Below are 19,601 nucleotides of genomic sequence, written 5' to 3' on the forward strand. Positions count from 1 at the left end.
GGCGTGATCCCCTGTGAGTTCGTGGCGCGGCTCTCTCGTCTCAGCCGAACAGCCTCCCGAGCAGGGCGTTGTCGTACACCCGATGCGGGTCGAGCCGCTCCAGGACCGCGGCCGTCTCTCCCCAGTCCGGCCCCACGCCGTCATCGAACGTGGCCGGTACCTCGGTGCCCAGGACCTCCGTGTCGGTCCAGGCGGCCTCGTCCGTGTAGCCCCAGCCCTTGGACCACTCGACACGAGTGAGGGCGAACCCGCCGTCGTACGTCGTGAGCAGGAAGCGTTCCAACTCCCGGTAGAACGCCTCCGCATCGGGAGTGCCCGGCAGGGTGAGCACGTCCAGCCAGACGGCCGTGTCCCACTCGGGGTGGTCGGCGCGGGGCCGCAGCGCGGACAGTAGGGGGGCGCGGGCGCCGGACGACTCGACGTCGGAGGGATCGTCGAGGCCGGTCACCCGGATCTCGACCTGGCCGTTGACGGGATAGCTCCCACGGACGGCGTAGGCGGCCAGCCGCTCCCGGAAGAATGCGGTGAACTCGGAAACGACACGCTGTACTTCGGCCCGCGAGGTCAGCACCGCGTAGCCGTTGGCGGTCACGCGCAGGGTGGTGGGCTTGATGTAGAGCAGCGTGTTCTTGGACGGCCCCCAGATGTCCGCCGACAACGTGGCCGTCAGCCCCAGAGTGGCCGCGGTGAGCTGCGCGGTGCCCAGGACCGGAGCCAGGTACCAGGCCGCGTCGGACACCATCCGCCCGGCGAGATCGGCCACGACCGTGGGGATGTTGTCGGAGAAGGGATAGTTGTACGGCGCGGTCACGCGGCGCGAGGTGAGCGGCCGGGTGGGGGCGACGCTCCACACCTTCAGCCAGGGAAACTCGGTGAACGCGAACCAGATCGCCTCGGCCCGCCCGGACTCGTCGAGGAAGCTCGCGAACGTACGGCCGTCACCGCCCGGCGCGGCGAACAGCTCGGCGGCGGGGATGTCGACGCGGCTGACACAGCGCAGGTTGGTGTTCACGCCCACCCGCAGCACGACCTCGGTGATGAGGGCGTGGCCCAGATGCGTGAGGAGCGCCGCGCCGTCCGCGTCGGCACGGTCGTAGGTGCGCAGCACATAGGCGTCCGAGTCGGCGTCCCAGACCACCGCGGTCAGCGACAGCACGAGATTGCTGAGCGAGCCGTATGTGTGCCCGGGCAGCCGGCTCTCGCCGTCGGCCGGTACGGCGGTGCCGTGCGCGTCGATGGCCAGCGCGCCGCCGAGCGTCAGGTCGCCCGGCGCGGGCGTCGCTGTGAGACCGAGGCCGTGGTCCTCCAGGAAGCCGAGCAACGCTTCGAGGGTCACGCCGGCACCGGCTCGTACGGCGGCGGGCTCCGTCGACTCCAGCGACAGACCGGTCAGCCGGGTGGCCGTGTCGACCAGCAGCACGGGGGCGTCCGCCCCGGTCCCGGCGGGGATCGTCAGCGGCGACCAGCCGTGCGAGCAGCCCCGCGCGCGGACCGTCCAGCCCTGCTGCCAGGCCCAGTTGACGACCTGCACGACCTGGTCCGCGTCGCGCGGAGCGCAGGCCCACAGCCCGTCCGCGGTGATCTCTCCGACCCAGTTGCGGTACGCCGACCGGTAGACGTCGACGCCCTCGGGGAACCCGGGCAGATCGGCCGCCGCGGCACTGCCCGCCACCACGATCGGTGGCCCGGCGAGGAGCGCGGCGGCGCTCAGCAGAAATCCACGGCGCGACCAGGCGGGTCGCCCTTCACTTCTTAAAGGGGCGGTCATGTACTGCACGCTAGGCGGCAGTTGACACGAATCAGTCTTTCGTCGAAGCGCTTCACCCATACGGGTGACAAACCCTCACAGGGAGTTCTTTGCGGACGCACAGATACAGCCAGGGAAACGGCGACCGGCACCGGGCGGCGGGTGGCGTCCTGCGCGACGGCGGGGAAGTGTCAGACTGACGGCATGGACGAGCGCGAATTCGGCAGGTCAGGTCAGCATGCTTCGGTCATCGGTCTCGGCACCTGGCAGTTGGGTGCCGACTGGGGCGATGTGAGCGATCGGGACGCCCTGGCGGTGCTGGAGGCGGCGGCCGAGTCGGGGGTGACCTTCTTCGACACGGCCGACGTGTACGGCGACGGGCGGAGCGAGGAGACGATCGCCACGTTCCTGCGCGGCCGGCCGGACCTGCACGTACTGGTCGCGACCAAGATGGGCCGCCGCGTCGACCAGATCCCGGAGAACTACGTCCTCGACAACTTCCGTGCCTGGAACGACCGTTCCCGCCGGAACCTGGGCGTCGACCGCATCGACCTGGTGCAGCTGCACTGCCCGCCCACGCCCGTCTACTCCTCCGACGAGGTGTTCGACGCCCTCGACACCCTGGTCGAGGAGGAGCGGATCGCCGCGTACGGCGTGAGCGTCGAGACGTGCGACGAGGCCCTGACCGCGATCGCCCGCCCGAACGTGGCGAGCGTCCAGATCATCCTCAACCCCTTCCGTATGAAGCCCCTGCGGCAGGTGCTCCCGGCGGCCCAGAAGGCGGGCGTCGGCATCATCGCCCGCGTCCCGCTGGCCTCGGGCCTGCTCTCCGGCAAGTACACCAAGGACACGGTCTTCGCGAAGAACGACCACCGCACGTACAACCGCCACGGAGAGTCCTTCGACCAGGGCGAGACCTTCTCCGGGGTCGACTTCGTGACGGGCGTGGAGGCGGCGGCCGAGTTCTCCGCCCTCGCCCCGGAGGGCAGCACCCCGGCCCAGCTCGCGCTGTGCTGGATCACCAGGCAGCCCGGCGTGACCACGGTGATCCCGGGCGCCCGCTCACCCGAGCAGGCCCGCGCCAACGCGGCGGCCGCGAAGCTGCCCGAGCTGCCGCAGAAGACGCTGGACGCGATCGATGACCTGTACGAGCGGCGGATCAAGGAGCAGGTGGAGGGCCGCTGGTAGGCGACCGCTCGACGCGCCCTCTTCCTGTCGTCCCGGCCATCCACGGCAGTGCGGGCAGCGGCGCGGCCCGGGTCACGGAGTGCGCCCCACCGCACGTGGCGCACTCCCGGCCTCGGGCCGGGGGAAGCGCTTCGGCTGCTGCGCGGGAACGCCCGCCGGCGTGAGCCGTTCCGCCCCCGTACCGTCGAGCGCCGCGAGCTGCCGGTCGTGCAGGCGGCTGAGAAGCAGGACCGAGACGGTGGCCCCGATCAGGGCGCAGAACATGTCCCACTGGGTGTCCCACACATCGCCCTGGGTGGCGAGGAAGGTGTCCGCGGAGTGGCCGCCGATCACCGCGGCCGCCCATTCGAACATCTCGAAGACCGCGCTGAAGGCGAGACAGGCGCACACGGTCAGCGGCGCCAGCCAGCGGCTGCCGCGCAGCGGTGAGGTCCGGCTGAGCAACTCCCGTACCAGGACGGCGGGTACGAAGCCCTGCATGAGGTGTCCGAAGCGGTCGTAGGGATTGCGGTCGAGTCCGAGCCCGTCCCGCACCCAGTCGCCCAACGGCACCTGCGCGTACGTGTAGTGGCCGCCCACGGCGAGCACCAGCGCGTGCGCCGCGAGCAGACAGCACAGCAGATTGGTGAGCGGGAACCGCCGTCGGCTGAGGACGACCAGCGGCAGACCCACCAGCACCCACACCGTCTCCAGCAGCCATGTCGTCGGGTCGTGCGGATGCCAGGCGGAGAGCGCCATGCCCGCGATCACGATGACGAGGAGTGCGGTCGGGAGCGTCCGGCGCGGGACGAGATCCCCGGATGCGGGGTGGCGGGCGGGCGGGGCGAGGACAGATCCGGGCATGGGAAGCGCTCCTTGGTCCAGGTGGCCCCATCGTGCTGGAGCGCGGGAACGAGGGCATGAGTACGGCTACTCACCCGGGGCCTGTGCAGATTTTCACGAACATGTTCGTGGCGTACTTGTTCGTGACGAACATGTTCGTTACCTTGGAGGAGTGACAGCACACCCCACTCCCCGCCCCAGCCGTCGCGAACGCCCGGCGAAACCGGCCCTGACCAGGGACGGCATCATCGATACCGCCGTCGCGCTCATGCGAGCCGAAGGCCTCCAGCGCGTCACCATGCGCCGCCTGGCGCAGGAGCTCGACACCGGTCCGGCCTCGCTCTACGTCTACGTACGCAACACCGCCGAGCTGCACGCGGCGGTGCTCGACGACCTGCTCGGCGCCGTCGACCTGAGCCCGGCCGGGGCGAGCGGCGACTGGCGCGATCGGCTCGTACAGGTGCTCGGCTCCTACACGGACGTTCTGTTCGAGCACCCGGGCCTCGCCCGCTCCGCGCTGGTGGCCCGCCCGTCCGGCGAGCGCTATCTGAACCTGCTCGAAGCGTTGCTGTCGCTGCTGAGCGAGGGCGGTGTCCCCGACGCGCGGGCGGCATGGGCGGTCGACCTGCTGCTGCAGTTCGCCACCGCGACCGCCGCCGAGCACGCGGCGGGGGAGAAGGACCCCAAGGACACCGAGGGCGAGTGGGCGGAGCTCGCCGCCGCGCTGCGCGGGGTTTCCGAGCACCGGCACCCGCACATCGCCGCGCTGGGCACCGAACTGCTCTCCGGCCCCGGCGAGGCCCGCTTGAACTGGGGCTTCCACGTCCTGATCAACGGCGTCCTGAACACGCCCAGGCCGGAGGCACCCGGGCCGGACGCGCCCGAGACGTCTTGATGGACGCCCCGGCCGTCGCCAACCCTCGACCACTATCGATCCACATATCGATCCGCAAGGAGAAGCTGCCATGCCGACACCTCCCCACCACCCCATAGCCGTGATCGGCGCCGGTCTCGGCGGCCTCACGCTCGCCCGCGTCCTGCGCCTGAACGGCATCGAGGCCGCCGTCTTCGACCTCGACGCCTCACCGACCGCCCGTACCCAGGGCGGCATGCTGGACATGCACGAGGACTCCGGCCAGGCCGCACTGCGGGCCGCCGGGCTCTACGAGCAGTTCCGCGCGATCATCCACACCGGCGGCGAGGCCATGCGCATCCTCGACAAGGACGCCACCGTCCGGATGGAGGACGACGGCGACGGCGGCACGCGCCCCGAGGTCTCCCGGGGCGCCCTGCGCGACCTCCTGCTGGGCTCCCTGCCCGAGGGCGCCGTCCGCTGGGGCGCCAAGGCCACCGGCACACGGACGCTCGACGACGGCCGCCACGAGGTGACGCTCGCCGACGGGGAGACGTTCACCGCCGATGTGCTGATCGGCGCCGACGGCGCCTGGTCGAGGGTGCGGCCCCTGGTCTCGGACGCCACCCCCGTCTACTCCGGGATCTCCTTCGTCGAGGTGCACCTCCTCGACGCCGACACCCGCCACCCCGAGAGCGCCGCCGTCGTCGGCGGAGGCATGCTGTTCGCGCTCGGTGAGGAGAAGGGCTTCCTCGCCCACCGCGACCCCGACGGCTCGCTGCACGTCTACGCCGCCCTGAGGACGCCCGCCGACTGGGCCACCGCCGGCGCCGTCGACTTTGCCGACACCGAAGCGGCCAAGGAGAGTGTCCTGGAGTACTTCGACGGCTGGGACAAGCGCCTGCGGTCCCTCATCGCCGACGCCGACGGCGCGCTCGTCGCCCGGCCGATCCACGCGCTGCCCGTCGGCCACCGGTGGGACCGCACCCCCGGCGTCACCCTGCTCGGCGACGCCGCCCACCTGATGTCCCCGTTCGCGGGCGAGGGCGCCAACCTCGCCATGCTCGACGCCGCCGAGCTCGCGACGGCGATCGCCGCCCACCCCGAAGACGTGGAAAAGGCCCTGGCCGAGTACGAGGAGGCACTCTTCCCGCGCGCCGAGGAGGCGGCGACCGGGTCCGCGGTCAACCTCGACATCTGCTTCAGTCCGGACGCCCCGCAGAGCCTGGTCGACCTGATGGCCGGCTACCGCGCCGAGTCCGCCTGAGGGAGAGCGGCCGTGCGGCGGCACGAGGCGGCGGGCGTGTGTGCACCGCCCACCGCCGAGGAGGACGCGCCACCCCTGGTCACTGCCGGGGAGCCGCCCCGCGCAGCGCCGCGATGGCGGAGCCGATCGCCTGCTGGAGGTCCTCCAGGCGCTGCACCATGTCGTCCTCGTAGATGTCGTCGGCGTCGTCGAAGGTCAGCTCCTCGAAGACCTTCGTGGCCTTCTGGAGGCTGTTGTAGAACTTCGTCCGCCGTTCCTGGACGCGTAGTTCGGGGTCGGCCTCGACGGTCTCGACGACGAGGTGCTTCATGGTGTCGTACGCCTCCGTCGCCCACTCACCCGAGTCCTCGCCCTCGTCCAGCTCGTCGAGCAGGGACAGATGCCGCTCGGCCTCGGAGCGGAGCTCGGCCGGGGCGTCCAGGGTCTGCCCGGCAGGCGTCCTGATCTGACCCTTCTCCGCGATCTGGCGCACATAGCCGATGCGGTCGGCGGCCCTGCTCTCGGTGGCGACCGCCTTCTTCAGTTCGTCGGTACGGGCGATGTCCCGGGCCAACTCGGCCTGCAGCGCCGGGTCTTCCTTCACCCGGTCGAGCAGCGCGTGCCGCGCGGCCTGGGCGGTGGAGGGGTCGGCGAGGATCGCGGCGCGCAGCGCGGTCGGGTTCTCGGCGACCTCCAGAGCCTTCGTGGGACGGATGCCCTCGGCCTCCGCGGCCTGAGTGATGGCGGTGCCGCGCTCCGAGGCGGCGCTGGAGCGCGAGACGTAGTAGGTGAGCCACACCTCGGCGTCCGGCAGCTCGATGTCCGCACCGGGGACCAGGAGTTCGAAGTGCGGGACGACACCGTCGTCGGCGGCCCGGTCCCACGCCTTGTAGTAGCGCATCACACGCTCGGGCGAGCATCCGGCCAGCTCGGCGAATTCCTTCGCGGACACCTTCGGCGTCTCGTCGGCGGACTGCCCGCCGGGACGCACACTGCGCGCCACCTTCAGCGCGAAGGCCCAGCCGCCGGTCCGCGCGTAGGCCCCGAAGTCGCGTGCGTCCCGCGCGACGGGGGCCAACTCGCCCTGGCGCGCGGCGGATTCTTCGGACGGGGCGATGGCTACGGTCACCGGGAACTCTCCTGGGATGGTGCGGCGTTCATGTCACTGAGGATGAAGCATTGGCCAAGGTCTGGTCGGGATCAAGCAGACAAACGACTGGACCGGAACCAAGCGGACACCCCAGTAAACCGGAAACGAGCAAGCGGGAAACGACGCGATGTGATGACCTTCACCCCGATGTGGCGGAAAGTGATGAATTCCTTACGGTCATGACACGTACGGGTGGGCGTCGAGCATCGTGAGACCGCGGGAGGATCTTTCGTGCGACCGTTCACCCTCAACTACGCCTTGCCCACGGGGCAGTCGGCCGCAGTACCCCCGTACCACTTCGATGTGTCCCTGCAATTGAACGTGCTGCCCGATGGCCGCCCGGCCGTCAGCGACCGCGCGCTGCTGATGGCCACCGGTACCACGACGTCCACAGCCGGCTCCCAGACGCATTTCGACGACTGACGGCCGCCCGCGCACATGACTGTTCTCATTCTCACGGCCGAGCAGGACGTCACCGCCGACATGGTGGTGGCCAAACTGCATGAGCGGGGCGTGCCCATGGTGCGCCTCGACCCCGCCGATCTGCCGGGCAAGGCGGTGCTGTCCGCCGACTACGCCCATGGTGACTTCGACGGCTATCTGTCGGTGAACGGCCATGTGCTCAGCATGGGCGGCCTGCGATCCGTGTGGGTGCGCCGGCCGGGCGAGCCGGCCGCCCACGCCGCCGAGCCCTCGCCATGGCTCACCGCCGAGACCCGGCAGGCCCTGTTCGGCATGCTCTACTCCGCGTCGACCCGCTGGATGAACCACCCGCGTCGTGCCGAGCAGGCCCGGCACAAGCCCTGGCAGCTGCGGGTCGCCCACAGCAGCGGCTTCGCGGTACCGCCCACCATCATCACGACGGCTCCGCGGGTGGCCCAGCAGTTCGTCGAGGAGTACCGGGACGTCGTGGTCAAATCGGCCTCGGGGCCTCCGCCCGGCGAACCGTCGGCGGCCCTGCCCACCACCCTGATCGGACCCGGCGCGGACTTCTCGGGCGTCGCGGCCGGTCCGGCGCTCCTCCAGCAGTACATTCCCAAACGCGCCGACATCCGGCTGACCGGCATCGGCAGCCGCCTGTTCGCCGCCCGGAAGGCAGCCGTGCCCGGACAGATCGACGGGCGGTTCGGCGACACCGGACACGGCTGGGAGATCACCGCGGTGCCCGACCGCATCGCCCGCGCGGTCCATGACTACCTCGTCTACACCGGACTCGCGTACGCGGCCTTCGACTTCGCCGAGGACGAGGACGGCGTCTGGTGGTTCCTGGAGGGCAACCAGGGAGGCCAGTTCGGCTTCATCGAGCTGGAGACCGGACAGCCCATCGCCGAAGAGGTCGCCCTGTGGCTGTCGCAGCGAAGACCCGAACTCCGCATCACCGAGGGGCGTTGAGGCCGGCCTTCACCGGCGGGTGGCCCGGCATCACTGCGAAGCCGGCTGAAAGGACTGGAAGAAGACGTCCAGCGCCCGCCGGTTGGCGGAGGAGTTCCAGTCGTCGGCCGGGGTCGTCCAGCGCAGGGAGAACCCCCGGTGGTCTCCGATGAGGAAGCCCCGGCCGTACGTGCGCTCGCGGACCCCCTGGGACACCGACAGCCACTCCATGTCGGCACCCTCGCGGCCGCGATAGGTCACGGCGCGGATGTCGCCCACCCGCTCGTAGCCGGTGGACTCGCTGCGCAGGGACGGCTCCAGCGCGCTCCAGACCGCGACGGGATCCGGTCCCAGTTGCGTGCTGTAGGTGACGGCCAGCGTGCGCGGGTCACCAATCGCGCCGAAGGTCACCCGGTAGGACCCGTCGGCGGAGCTCGTGGTCCGGACGGGTTTCCAGCCCTTGGGGAGGTCGACGGAGAAGCCTTCGGGAGCCTTGTAGCGGAAGAAGCCGGACGGCACCTTCTCTCCGACGGTGAACGAGGGGGAGGGGGAGGGAGAGGAGGACGGGGAGGCCGTGGGCGACGCCGACGGAGTTTGCTGGGGGAGCGTGCCGGGGTCGGTGGGGCCGGCGGACGGGCTGCCGGAAGCGGTCCGTTCCGGAGCCGCGCCGGATGCGGACGTATCCCCGTCGGGCAGTCCGCCCGCCGCGGTGAGCACGGCGAAACAGACGACGGTGACGGCCAGCGCCCCGCCCAGCACGACCGGCCGGCTGACATGCCGCCCGCCCCAGGTCCGTCCCGCGCGCCGGGCGGCGACATCGATGTCCTCGAAGGGAGGCAGCGGCTCCGTGGGCGTCGCATCGTCGAGGTCCTCCTTGAGGATGCGCGTCAAGGCCTCGCGTACGACCGGCTCGGGCACCCGTTCCAGGGGATCCCAGCGCAGCAGACCCTGAATGGCAGGTCCGAGCGGTCCGGCGTTCAGCGGGGCCCGGATGGGCAACCGGTCCACGGCGCGGAGCGTGGCGTCGAGCCGTCCCCGGTCCCGGATCGGCGGCCGGCCCTCGACCATCGCGTACATGATCGCGCCCAGCGCCCACAGGTCCGCCGCCGGTCCGGTGCCTTCGCCGCGGGCCTGCTCCGGGGAGGCGTACGACGGTGCGGTGACGCGTGGCGAGGAAGTGGCCCCCATGAGGCCGAATCCGCTCACGACGACGGCGCCCCGCTCGTCCACGGACACCTGGCCGGGGCTGAGATCGCCGTGCGTCACCCCCGCGAGATGGGCGGCCGTGAGGACATCGAGGAGGCCGAGCCCGATGCGGGCCACCCGGACGTAGTTCACGGGGCCGCGCCCGAGCAGCTCGGTCAGCGGGACGCCCGCAGGCCGCTCCGTCACCGTCCAGACGACGTCGTTCGCCTCGATCACGTCGAGGACGGTGGCCACGCGGCCGGGGCAGACCAGCGCCAGGCGCTCGGACGCGCGCAGGATCCGGGCCGCGGTACCGCGCTCCGCCTCCTCGCGCCGATGCTCCGGGAGCCGCGACCGGATCAGGGTGACCGGCCGCTCGAAGTCGACATCCTGACCGAGCCAGCCGTCGCGGCCCTCTTCCCGATGGACGAGGTCGATCAGCCGGTATCTTCCGGCGACCAACTCGCCCGTGGGGTCCTGCACCTTGACCATGGTCATCCCTCGCTGCGCACCGGGCTCTCACCTTTCCCGGAAGTACGGAGGGTGTGACGTTGTGTGTTCAACGTCCGACGGTTCCAGGGGCCTGTTTTTCCTCGGCTCCGTCGCCGTCGCCCAGGCGTGCGAAAGGTTCAGGCCAGCGGTCCACGGCGGTTCACCTCACGGTGCCCTGCCTATGTACGAGTCCGCGAAGGTGGCCGCCGCCGCGGGTGAGCCGAGGATCCGCCGCAGCCGCGCGATCGCGGACCCCGCCCGGAAGGGATCGCCCGACGAGGGCCCGTGCAGCAACTCCGCGAACCACTGGGAGAATTCCTGGTACTCCCACACGCGCCGCAGACAGGCCGCCGAGTAGTCGCGCAGCCCGCTGCCGTCACCCGTCCCGAAGTAGGCGACAAGGGCGTCCGCCAGGAGCAGCGCGTCGTACAGCGCCAGGTTCATGCCCTTCGCGGCGATCGGCGCCACGAGGTGGGCGGAGTCGCCGGCCAGGAACAGCCGTCCGTATGTCATCGGCTCCACGACGTAACTGTGCATGTCGAGCACCCGCTTCTCGATCAGCCGTCCCTCGGTGAGCGGTGGGGCACCCGTGACCGACAGCCGGGCGTGGAGCTCCGACCACACCCGTTCGTGCGGCCAGTTCTCCGGGTCCTCGCCCGGCGTCACCTCCAGGTAGTAGCGGGTGACCTGGGGGCTGCGGGCCATGTGCGCGGCGAATCCGCGCGGGTGGACACCGAAGACGACGCAGTCGGAGGACGGCGGGGCCTCGGCGAGCAGCGCCAGCCAGCCGACGCCGTAGTCGTACCGGGCCGTCGAGCCGCGCTCCGGCGGCACATAGGTGCGGGTCACTCCGCGCGCGCCGTCGCAGCCGGCGATCACCTCGCACTCGATACGCCGGCGTTCACCCGTCACCGGGTCCGTGTACAGCACCGAGGGCTGGTCGCCGTCGATGGCGTGCAGGGCCACGTCCCGTACGTCGAACCGGATGTCGCCGCCCCGCACGTCGGCGTACTCACGTACCAGGTCGGTCACCAGCAGCGGCTGCGGATAGACGAAATGGCGGTCCCCGGTCAGTTCGGCGTACCGGAACCGGTGACGTTCGCCGTCGATCCGGAACTCGCACTCGCTGTGCGGCTGCCCCCGCTCCACCAGCCGGTCGGCCAGCCCGCGCTGCCGCAGCGCGCGTACCGCCCACTCCTCGATGAACCCCGCCCGGGGCCGCTGTTCGATGAACTCCCGGCTCTCGGTCTCCAGGACCACGCAGTCGACGGACGCGGCGCGCAGGATGTTGCCGAGGGTGAGACCGGTCGGTCCCGCGCCGACGATGACGACGGGGACGCGCTGTACGGGTATGGGGGAGGGGGTGATCACCGGAGCATTATGGCGGTGGCCCGTCAACAACCTGCATCTGCCCGCGGGTTGACGCCCCGTCGGCGCGCACGCCCGCGTGCACCACCATTTCACTCCGCCGAGACCCCATGGACGCGCGGCAGCCCGAACGGGAAGGATGGTGCATGCACATGGTGTCCGTCCGTCGCGTCAAGGCCACGGCCCGAGCGCCGTCCGCACCACTGCCCGGACCACCGCACGCCACCCCGAGCCGCCCGGAGGCCGCCCGTATGAGCGCACGTTCCCTGCCCGTCAGCTCGCCCGGCGAGCAGGGCGTCGACGCGTCGGGCGTTCACGCGTTCCTCGATGCCGTCGAGGTCGCCCCGGACATCGAACCGCACAGCCTGATGATCCTGCGCCACGGCCACGTCGTGGCCTCCGGCTGGTGGGCGCCGTACACCCCCGATGGCCTCCAGCTGCTCTACTCGCTGAGCAAGAGCTTCACGTCCACCGCCGCGGGATTCGCCGCCGCCGAGGGGCTGTTGCGTCTCGACGACCCCGTGATCTCGTACTTCCCCGAGTTCGAGGCCGACATCACCGACCCGCGCAGCCGCGCCATGCTCGTACGGCATGTCGCGTCGATGGCCAGCGGTCATCTCGCCGAGACCTACGCCGAGGCGTTCCGGCTCGACCGGAAGGAGGCCGTACGCGGCTTCCTGCTGATCCCGCCGGACCGCGACCCGGGCACCGTGTTCGCGTACAACAACCCCGCCACGTACACGCTCGCCACGATCGTGCAGCGCGTGACCGGCCAGTCGCTGACGGCGTATCTGCGGCCCCGGCTGTTCGATCCCCTCGGTATCGGCGAGACCGCCTGGCAGCAGCGCCCTGCCGGACGCGACGTCGGCTTCAGCGGCCTGCACGCCGCGACCGACGCGATCGCCCGGCTCGGCCAGCTGTATCTGCGGGACGGCGTCTGGGAGGGGCGGCGGCTGCTCGCGTCCTCGTGGATCGCGGAGGCCACCCGCGCGCACATCTCCAACGCGGACGGTACGGCCGAGGGGGCGCTGTCGGACTGGCAGCAGGGGTACGGATTCCAGTTCTGGAGGTCCCGGCACGGATACCGGGGCGACGGGGCGTACGGGCAGTTCTGTGTCGTCCTGCCCGAGCACGACGCGGTGATCGCGACGACCGCGGCCACCGAGGAGATGCAGGACCTCCTGAACCTGGTGTGGCGTCACCTGCTGCCCGCGTTCGCAGCCGCTCCGCTGCCGGGCAGGGAGGACGACGGGCTGCGGCGGCGTCTCGCCGGGCTCGCCCTCCCTCCGGTCAAGGCGCATCCGGAGCCCCCGGCGCGCGGCGACGCCTGGGCGGGCGCCGAGTTCCTTCCGGAGGGCGGCGTCTGCGCGGATCAGCGGACACTGACGGGAGTGACGGTCGCGGCGGGCGACGAGGGCTGGCGGGTGTCGCTGGCCGAGGGCGACGGGCGACTCGACCTGCGGCTCGGTGAAGCCGACTGGACCGTCGACCCGGGGCCGGTTCCCACGGCGGTGAGCGGGGGCTGGACCGACCCGGAGACCCTGCACGTCGACGTGCTGTTCGTGGAGACCCCGCACCGCCTGACGGTGACCTGCTCGCTCCCGGACCGTACGTTCACGGCGCGGTGGCACACGACCCCGCTGCACGGCGGCCGACTGCGCTCACTTCACGCACCGCGGCACGTGCCGTAACGGCCGACGGAAAACGCCAGGCCGCGCCACCCCTTCCGCCGCCTAGAAATATCTACCAACATGCATATGCCTAGGGGCTGATGGGCAATCGCAGTCCCCGCTGGCCGTGTCTTTCTCCGCGCCTGTCGCGGAGTGGAATATCCCCGGGGTGGGCGATGACGAACGCGATGTGGATGCAGAGTGTGGAGTGGCTGGCCGCGGCCGCCACGGACCCCCGGGCGTGCAAACGGGAGTGGGATCAGGGGAGCGGGGGTGTGCTCCTGGAGGCCGGGCGCTTCTGGGACGTGCTCAGCGTTCCCGAACAACTGGGTCTGATCGCCCTGGACATCCTGTGGTGCGATCCGCTTCAGGTGCCGGGGCCCACGCTGGTGGACTGCGCGGCCCATCGCGTCGGCTTCTTCCTGGCGCCCGATCCGGCCAGCAGCTGGGTGGGGTCAGGACTGCGCCACCTCGGCAAGGGCTCATGGATCGCCGTGCCGCCGCCGTACCGGTCCGCGGGGTTCCTGGAGTGGATCATCCCTCCGGACGGGACGGGCGCCCTGCATCCCGCCGTCCCCTTGGAGCTGGCGCTGCGTCAGGCCAACGGAACACTGGCCGTCCTGGCGCCGCTCAGCGCGGAGTAGTCCTCACCAGCCGGGGAGGCCACGGGGCACGGGCACCGCGGGCACGGGTTCGGCTTCGTGGGTCTCCGGAGCCGGTGCCGCGAAGGAAGCCCACAGCACCTCACGGACATCGCGACGCTCCGGAACCCCACGGCCCTTGGCCCGCCACTCCGCGACGAGCTGCGCGTAGATCGGCGGATGGCTCCGGTAGTCGTTGGTCAGTTCCGCGTACGGGCCGCCCGTGATCGCGCGGCTCGGGGCGGGTCGCAGTGCTGTGTGAGTGTCCATGCCGGGGCAACGTCTCCGTGCACGCCGGTGGTACGTGTGCGTGCCGCCGCCCACCAATTGGGGTGAGCGCGCCCCCCCGATCGGAGTAAGGCGCTCGCCCCGCGGCCGTCCCCGTAGGTGGCCCGCCCGCCTCGCTACTATGCGGCACCGTAGTAGTGGGCCTGCCCCCCGCGCCACTTCACCCAGGCCGGATCGTCCAGGAGATCTTCCGCGTCCGGCAGCCCCGCCCGGCCCAGGAACTCGAGCAGATCCTCGTCGGAGAATGCCACGCCGAGGTTCTCGCCCCGTGCGGTCACTTCGCGACCGCCGGTGCCGAGCGCTGGATGAACGATCAAAGGAGCCCGTCCGGACATGTCTCCAGCATCGTCCTGAGCGCGGCAACGCGCATCCGGACGGGTGCCCCCCTGGCAGGAGCCTCCGTGCCTCCCGGACGAGGAACGCCGGATTCCGCCTCCTTTCCGGCATGTCCTCAACGCGAGCGGTACGGAGAAAGGGCACGGAAGAGCCGCCGCCCGACCGATGGGCAGGCGCCCGGGTCCGCGGGATGCTGGGTGGGTCCACGCAACCGCAAGCCCGGCCCCGCGTTCCTCGCGCCGGGCCCCGAACCCGGCGTCTTCCCTCGCAGAGGCGGAAGCCCATGAGTTCCTCCGGCACACCACATCCCCTCCCGGCGGGGGAGCAGGCCCCCGATCCCGACGCGTACCCCGGCCTGCTGGGCCTCCTCGCCCGTGGCGCCTGGCAGCGGCAGGTGGCCATGGGCGTGCTCACGCTCGCACTGGGCGCACTGACCCTGGCCTGGCCCGGCGCCACTGTGCTGGTGGTCGGCGTGCTGTTCGGGATCTATTTGCTGGCCTGCGGCGTCGTCCAGTTGACCGTGGCCCTCCAGTTGGCCGGAGCGTATCCGACCCATGTGCCCGGTCACCTGCGCGCGGTGAGTTTCCTCAGCGGTGTGCTCAGCGTGCTGCTGGGCCTGATCTGCTTCCGCGGCGCGGCCCAGTCGATCCTGCTGCTGGCCCTGTGGATCGGCTTCGGCTGGCTGATCCACGGATTCATGACGACGGCGGGGGTGATCTCCGCGGAGAACCTGCCGACCCGCGGCCGGCAGACCGTCCTCGGCATCCTCACGTCCCTCGGCGGAATCGTGCTGATCGTGTCGCCCTTCCGCTCCCTCGCCGCCCTGACGCTCGTCGCCGGGCTCTGGCTCGTGGCGCTCGGCGTGCTGGAGATCGAGCACGGCCTCCAGGTGCGCACGCACCTCGTCAACTGACCTGAACCGGGGGAGAGATGGACGAACACACCGAGAGCGCCGAGCGCCGGCGGCTGGCCGACGCGGACGAATCAGGAGTGCCCTGGCGCCGCTGGGGCCCCTATCTGAGCGAGCGCCAGTGGGGCACCGTCCGGGAGGACTACAGCCCGGACGGCGACGCCTGGTCGCACTTCACCCACGACCAGGCACGCTCCCGCGCCTACCGCTGGGGCGAGGACGGCATCGCCGGCATCAGCGACGACCAGCAGCGGCTCTGTTTCGCCGTGGCACTGTGGAACGGCCGCGACCCGATCCTCAAGGAGCGCATGTTCGGCCTGACCAACGCCGAGGGAAACCACGGCGAGGACGTCAAGGAGTACTACTTCCACCTGGACAACACGCCCACCCACGCCTACATGAAGTACCTCTACAAGTACCCGCAGGCGGCATACCCGTACGAGGACCTCGTCACCACCAACGGCAAACGCGGCCGCCACGAGGGCGAGTACGAACTCCTCGACACGGGAGTCTTCGACGACGACCGCTACTTCGACGTGTACGTCGAGTACGCCAAGGCAGGCCCGGAAGACCTGCTCATCCAGATCACCGCGCACAACCGCGGCCCCGACGAGGCGACCCTGCACGTGCTGCCCACCTTGTGGTTCCGGCACACCTGGTCGTGGGCCGGCGGCACCGCCGTACCGAGCCTGCGGCAGGAACCGGGCGGCCGGATCCGCGCCGAGCACGAGGAACTCGGGCGGCGATGGCTCCACGGCGCCACCGGCACCCCGGCCCTCTTCACCGAGAACGACACCAACAACCAGCGCGTCTTCGGCAGCCTCAACCCCACCCCGTACGTCAAGGACGGTATCGACCGCTGCGTCGTCCACGGCGAGAGCGCGGCCGTCAACCCCGAACGGACCGGCACCAAGGCGGCCGTCCACCACGTCCTGTCCATCCCGGGCGGGAACAGCGCCACCGTGCGCCTGCGCCTGAGCGACACCGAACTGGCCGACTGGGACGCCGAGTTCGACGCCATCATGGAGCGACGCCGGGCCGAGGCCGACGAGTTCTACGACGAGCTCGGCGCCCCCGGGATGAAGGACGACGAACGCCTCGTCGTACGGCAGGCGTTGGCCGGCATGCTGTGGAGCAAGCAGTACTACGCGTACGACGTCGAGCGCTGGCTAGCGGGCCATGGCGTCGACCCGCTCACCGCCGACCCCAAGGTCCGCAACAGCGGCTGGTACCACATGGTGGGCGGCGACATCCTGTCGATGCCGGACACCTGGGAGTATCCGTGGTTCGCCGCCTGGGACCTGGCCTTCCACGCCATCGCCCTGTCCACGGTCGACATCGCCTTCGCCAAAGGGCAGTTGGACCTGCTGCTGCGCCGCCTGTACCTGCATCCCAACGGGCAGATCCCGGCGTACGAATGGAACTTCGGCGACGTCAATCCACCCGTGCACGCCTGGGCGACCCTCTTCGTCTACGAGCTGGAGAAACAGCGCACCGGCCGCGGTGACCGGGTGTTCCTGGAGAACGCCTTCCAGAAGCTGATGAAGAACTTCACCTGGTGGCTCAACCGCAAGGACCCCGACGGCAACAGCGTCTTCCAGGGCGGTTTCCTCGGCCTCGACAACATCGGTGTCTTCGACCGCAGCGCGCCCCTGCCCGCCGGCGGCACCCTCGACCAGGCCGACGGCACCGCCTGGATGGCGCTGTACTGCCAGAACCTGCTGGAGATCGCCATCGAGCTGGCGCTCGACAACCCCGTCTACGTCGAGCAGGCGCAGGCCCTCTTCGAGCACTTCGCATGGATCGCCGTCGCCATGAACCGGATCGGCGCCGCCAACGACAGCCTCTGGGACGAGGAGGACGGCTTCTTCTACGACCTGCTGCGGCTGCCCGACGGCACCGCGACCCGGCTCAAGGTGCGCTCCCTCGTCGGCCTGATCCCGCTCGCCGCCACCACCGTCATCGGCGACTGGGCCGATCAGCGATTCCCTCAACTCATCGCGGGGGCCCGCGAGTTCATCGAACGCCACCCGGCCGTCGAGGCGGTCGTCGCCTCCCACCGGCCCTTCGACGACAGCGCGGGCGGACGGCATCTGTTCGCGCTGTTCGGGGAGGACCGGCTGCGCCGGATCCTGTCCAGGATGCTGGACGAGGAGGAGTTCCTCGGTCCGTACGGCATCCGCTCGCTCTCACGCCACCACGCCCGGCATCCGTACACGTTCGACCTGCACGGCGAAGTCCACCGCGTCGCCTATCTGCCCGCCGAGTCCGACTCCGGGATGTTCGGCGGGAACTCCAACTGGCGCGGACCGGTCTGGTTCCCCATCAACCTGCTGATCGTCCGCGCGCTGCTGAACCTGTACGCCTACCACGGTGACCGCTTCACCATCGAGTGCCCCACGGGCTCCGGCCACGAGATGAACCTGTACGAGGTCGCCCGCGAGATCTCTACCCGGCTCACGGACACCTTCCTCGCGGACGACACCGGCCGCCGCCCGGTGCACGGAGCACAGCACTCGTTCCAGACGGACCCGCACTGGCAGAATCTGCCGCTGTTCTACGAGTACTTCCACGGCGACAACGGCGCAGGCATCGGCGCGAGCCACCAGACCGGCTGGACCGGCCTCGTCGCGGTCACCGCCACCCTCTTCCACCTCGTCGACCCCGGACAATGGCCGACACGCAGCCGCGACGGCCTGCGGATGTCGCCGGATCAGGAAGAACCACTGTCCTGAAGTGGTTGGATTCAGTACCAAGCGTGTAGCTACTTCCCTACTTGAGGAGCTTCCCGATGGGTGCGGTGGACCTTGCAGCGATCGAGGCGGAGCGTCAGCGGATCCGGGACGCGTATCTGCACCAGGAGAGGCCGGCGAGCTCCGCCCGCGGAGTGCACCATGTCGCGCTGCTCTCCTCGGACGTCGAGCGGACCGTGCGGTTCTACCAGGGAGTCCTGGGATTCCCCCTCACGGAGATGATCGAGAACCGCGACTACAAGGGCTCGACCCACTTCTTCTTCGACCTCGGCAACAGCAATATGCTCGCCTTCTTCGACTTCCCCGGACTCGACCTCGGCCCGTACGCGGAGGTGCTCGGCGGACTGCACCACCTGGCCATCTCGGTCGACCCCACCACCTGGCGGGGGCTGCGCGACCGGCTCGACGCCGCCGGGGTCGAGTACATGGAGGAGAGCAGCACATCGCTCTACTTCCGGGACCCCGACGGCGCCCGCGTCGAACTGCTCGCCGAACCGCTCGGCGAGATGTACGGCAGGTCGGTGCGCTGACGGCGCGGCTCCTGGCCGACGCCGGCCGAGCGTGCAACAGGAGCCGACGCATGCTCAGCGCAGATCGAAACGCTCCGCCCAGTTCATGACGTCCTGGGTGGTCGCGTTGCCCCCGCACAGCACCAGCCCGATCCGGGCCCCGTCACCCACGCGCTCCAGCACCCGCCGGGCCGCGGGCAGCAGACAGCCCGCGGCCGGCTCGGCCCACACCTTGGCGTGGTCCGCGAGATCGAGGGTGCCTCGCACGGCCTCGCGGTCCGGGACCACCAGTACCTCGTCGACCAGGGCGGACACATGGTCGTAGGTCAGCCGCGAAACAGCCGGCGCGCTGAGCGTGGTCACGATCGAGGACAGCGCCACCGGCACCGGACCGCCCGCGGCCAGCGCCTGAGACATGGCCTGCGCGCCTTCCGTCTCCACACCCCAGATCCGCACCCCGGGCCGTAGCGCGCGCAGGGCCGCCGCGACACCGGAGATCAGGCCGCCGCCCCCGATGCTGACCAGTACATCGGTGATCTCGCCCGCGTCCTCGGCGAACTCCAGGACGACGGTGCCCTGCCCGGCGATCACCAGCGGATCGTCGAACGGGTGGACGAGCGTCAGCCCCTCGGCCCGCAACCGCGCCATGAGCGCGAACGCCCCGTCCATGTCATCGGTCAGCCGCAGGGAGGCGCCGGCCGACTCCACGATCTCGGCAGCACGGGCCGACGCCGACCGCGGCATCACCACGGTCGCCTTCACATCCAGGGCCGCGGCCATCACCGCGAGCGCGATTCCGTGGTTGCCGCCGCTCACCGCCACCACACCCGCCGCACGCTCGGCCTCGCTCAGCGCGAGCAGCCTAGCCGTCGCGCCCCGCGCCTTGAACGACCCGGTGCGCTGCAGCAGTTCCAGCTTCACGGTGACCGGCACGCCCAGCAGCGAGGACAGCCCCGGACTCGTCACCGTCGGCGTCCGCACGACATGAGCGCCGATCCGCTCGGCCACGGCCCGGATCTCCGAGATGCCGATCAAGGCAGCCGACCCTTCCGCATCTTCCAGCCCTTCCGGC

The 19,601-nt window shown here is 70.8% G+C and carries 18 protein-coding genes; 10 read left to right on the plus strand and 8 right to left on the minus strand.

The window, feature by feature from the left end:
- Positions 1 to 40: 40 nt before the first annotated feature.
- Positions 41 to 1,768 carry a cholesterol oxidase substrate-binding domain-containing protein gene (locus AB5J50_RS47475; RefSeq protein ID WP_369264728.1) on the minus strand — a complete coding sequence of 576 codons (1,728 nt, stop codon included), beginning with the start codon at positions 1,766 to 1,768 and terminating at the stop codon, positions 41 to 43.
- A 183-nt stretch (positions 1,769 to 1,951) separates the two neighbouring features.
- On the opposite strand from AB5J50_RS47475, the gene AB5J50_RS47480 reads away from it, so the two are divergent.
- Entirely contained in the window at positions 1,952 to 2,935 is a 984-nt protein-coding gene (locus AB5J50_RS47480) for an aldo/keto reductase (RefSeq protein WP_369264729.1), read from the plus strand.
- 72 nt (positions 2,936 to 3,007) lie between these two features.
- Here AB5J50_RS47480 and AB5J50_RS47485 read toward each other — a convergent pair whose 3' ends face one another.
- Positions 3,008 to 3,673 carry a DUF2238 domain-containing protein gene (locus tag AB5J50_RS47485; RefSeq protein ID WP_369265709.1) on the minus strand — a complete coding sequence of 222 codons (666 nt, stop codon included), beginning with the start codon at positions 3,671 to 3,673 and terminating at the stop codon, positions 3,008 to 3,010.
- Between the two features lie 256 nt (positions 3,674 to 3,929).
- On the opposite strand from AB5J50_RS47485, the gene AB5J50_RS47490 reads away from it, so the two are divergent.
- Together AB5J50_RS47490 and AB5J50_RS47495 are read left to right on the plus strand one after the other, a co-directional pair.
- Complete coding sequence (locus AB5J50_RS47490) at positions 3,930 to 4,652, plus strand: TetR/AcrR family transcriptional regulator (RefSeq protein WP_369264730.1); 723 nt, start codon at positions 3,930 to 3,932, stop codon at positions 4,650 to 4,652.
- A 70-nt stretch (positions 4,653 to 4,722) separates the two neighbouring features.
- The gene (locus AB5J50_RS47495) at positions 4,723 to 5,877 is read left to right on the plus strand and encodes an FAD-dependent oxidoreductase (protein ID WP_369264731.1); all 1,155 of its coding nucleotides are present in this window, start codon (positions 4,723 to 4,725) and stop codon (positions 5,875 to 5,877) included.
- Positions 5,878 to 5,956: 79 nt separating this feature from the next.
- On the opposite strand, the gene AB5J50_RS47500 is transcribed toward AB5J50_RS47495, so the two are convergent.
- Positions 5,957 to 6,985 carry a hypothetical protein gene (locus AB5J50_RS47500; protein ID WP_369264732.1) on the minus strand — a complete coding sequence of 343 codons (1,029 nt, stop codon included), beginning with the start codon at positions 6,983 to 6,985 and terminating at the stop codon, positions 5,957 to 5,959.
- A gap of 252 nt (positions 6,986 to 7,237) precedes the next feature.
- Here AB5J50_RS47500 and tgmA point away from each other — a divergent pair, with 252 nt between their 5' ends.
- Positions 7,238 to 7,429: a putative ATP-grasp-modified RiPP gene (gene tgmA / locus AB5J50_RS47505; RefSeq protein ID WP_028804150.1), complete on the plus strand. Its 192-nt coding sequence runs from the start codon at positions 7,238 to 7,240 to the stop codon at positions 7,427 to 7,429.
- Between the two features lie 15 nt (positions 7,430 to 7,444).
- Positions 7,445 to 8,398: an ATP-grasp ribosomal peptide maturase gene (tgmB, locus tag AB5J50_RS47510; protein ID WP_369264733.1), complete on the plus strand. Its 954-nt coding sequence runs from the start codon at positions 7,445 to 7,447 to the stop codon at positions 8,396 to 8,398.
- Between the two features lie 30 nt (positions 8,399 to 8,428).
- Here tgmB and AB5J50_RS47515 read toward each other — a convergent pair whose 3' ends face one another.
- On the minus strand, positions 8,429 to 10,054 hold the full coding sequence (locus AB5J50_RS47515; RefSeq protein WP_369264734.1) for a serine/threonine protein kinase: 1,626 nt from the start codon (positions 10,052 to 10,054) through the stop codon (positions 8,429 to 8,431).
- Between the two features lie 165 nt (positions 10,055 to 10,219).
- Complete coding sequence (locus AB5J50_RS47520; RefSeq protein ID WP_369264735.1) at positions 10,220 to 11,425, minus strand: 4-hydroxybenzoate 3-monooxygenase; 1,206 nt, start codon at positions 11,423 to 11,425, stop codon at positions 10,220 to 10,222.
- A gap of 248 nt (positions 11,426 to 11,673) precedes the next feature.
- Here AB5J50_RS47520 and AB5J50_RS47525 point away from each other — a divergent pair, with 248 nt between their 5' ends.
- Both AB5J50_RS47525 and AB5J50_RS47530 read left to right on the plus strand, forming a co-directional pair.
- Positions 11,674 to 13,113: a serine hydrolase domain-containing protein gene (locus AB5J50_RS47525; RefSeq protein ID WP_369265710.1), complete on the plus strand. Its 1,440-nt coding sequence runs from the start codon at positions 11,674 to 11,676 to the stop codon at positions 13,111 to 13,113.
- A 155-nt stretch (positions 13,114 to 13,268) separates the two neighbouring features.
- The gene (locus tag AB5J50_RS47530; protein WP_369264736.1) at positions 13,269 to 13,736 is read left to right on the plus strand and encodes a hypothetical protein; all 468 of its coding nucleotides are present in this window, start codon (positions 13,269 to 13,271) and stop codon (positions 13,734 to 13,736) included.
- Positions 13,737 to 13,739: 3 nt separating this feature from the next.
- Here AB5J50_RS47530 and AB5J50_RS47535 read toward each other — a convergent pair whose 3' ends face one another.
- Positions 13,740 to 14,003 carry a hypothetical protein gene (locus tag AB5J50_RS47535; RefSeq protein WP_369264737.1) on the minus strand — a complete coding sequence of 88 codons (264 nt, stop codon included), beginning with the start codon at positions 14,001 to 14,003 and terminating at the stop codon, positions 13,740 to 13,742.
- Between the two features lie 137 nt (positions 14,004 to 14,140).
- Complete coding sequence (locus AB5J50_RS47540) at positions 14,141 to 14,356, minus strand: hypothetical protein (protein WP_369264738.1); 216 nt, start codon at positions 14,354 to 14,356, stop codon at positions 14,141 to 14,143.
- Between the two features lie 284 nt (positions 14,357 to 14,640).
- Between AB5J50_RS47540 and AB5J50_RS47545 the strand changes: the two genes are divergently transcribed.
- The 3 genes from AB5J50_RS47545 to AB5J50_RS47555 are packed head-to-tail and all read left to right on the plus strand — an operon-like array spanning position 14,641 to position 18,550.
- Complete coding sequence (locus AB5J50_RS47545; RefSeq protein WP_369264739.1) at positions 14,641 to 15,270, plus strand: HdeD family acid-resistance protein; 630 nt, start codon at positions 14,641 to 14,643, stop codon at positions 15,268 to 15,270.
- Positions 15,271 to 15,287: 17 nt separating this feature from the next.
- Positions 15,288 to 18,002 (plus strand): glucosidase, encoded by a 2,715-nt coding sequence (locus AB5J50_RS47550; RefSeq protein ID WP_369264740.1) that lies wholly within the window; start codon positions 15,288 to 15,290, stop codon positions 18,000 to 18,002.
- 56 nt (positions 18,003 to 18,058) lie between these two features.
- The gene (locus tag AB5J50_RS47555; protein ID WP_369264741.1) at positions 18,059 to 18,550 is read left to right on the plus strand and encodes a VOC family protein; all 492 of its coding nucleotides are present in this window, start codon (positions 18,059 to 18,061) and stop codon (positions 18,548 to 18,550) included.
- 54 nt (positions 18,551 to 18,604) lie between these two features.
- Here AB5J50_RS47555 and AB5J50_RS47560 read toward each other — a convergent pair whose 3' ends face one another.
- Entirely contained in the window at positions 18,605 to 19,564 is a 960-nt protein-coding gene (locus AB5J50_RS47560; RefSeq protein WP_369264742.1) for a threonine/serine dehydratase, read from the minus strand.
- Positions 19,565 to 19,601 lie beyond the last annotated feature (37 nt).

Source organism: Streptomyces sp. R35 (assembly GCF_041053035.1).
Lineage (GTDB): Bacteria > Actinomycetota > Actinomycetes > Streptomycetales > Streptomycetaceae > Streptomyces > Streptomyces lutosisoli.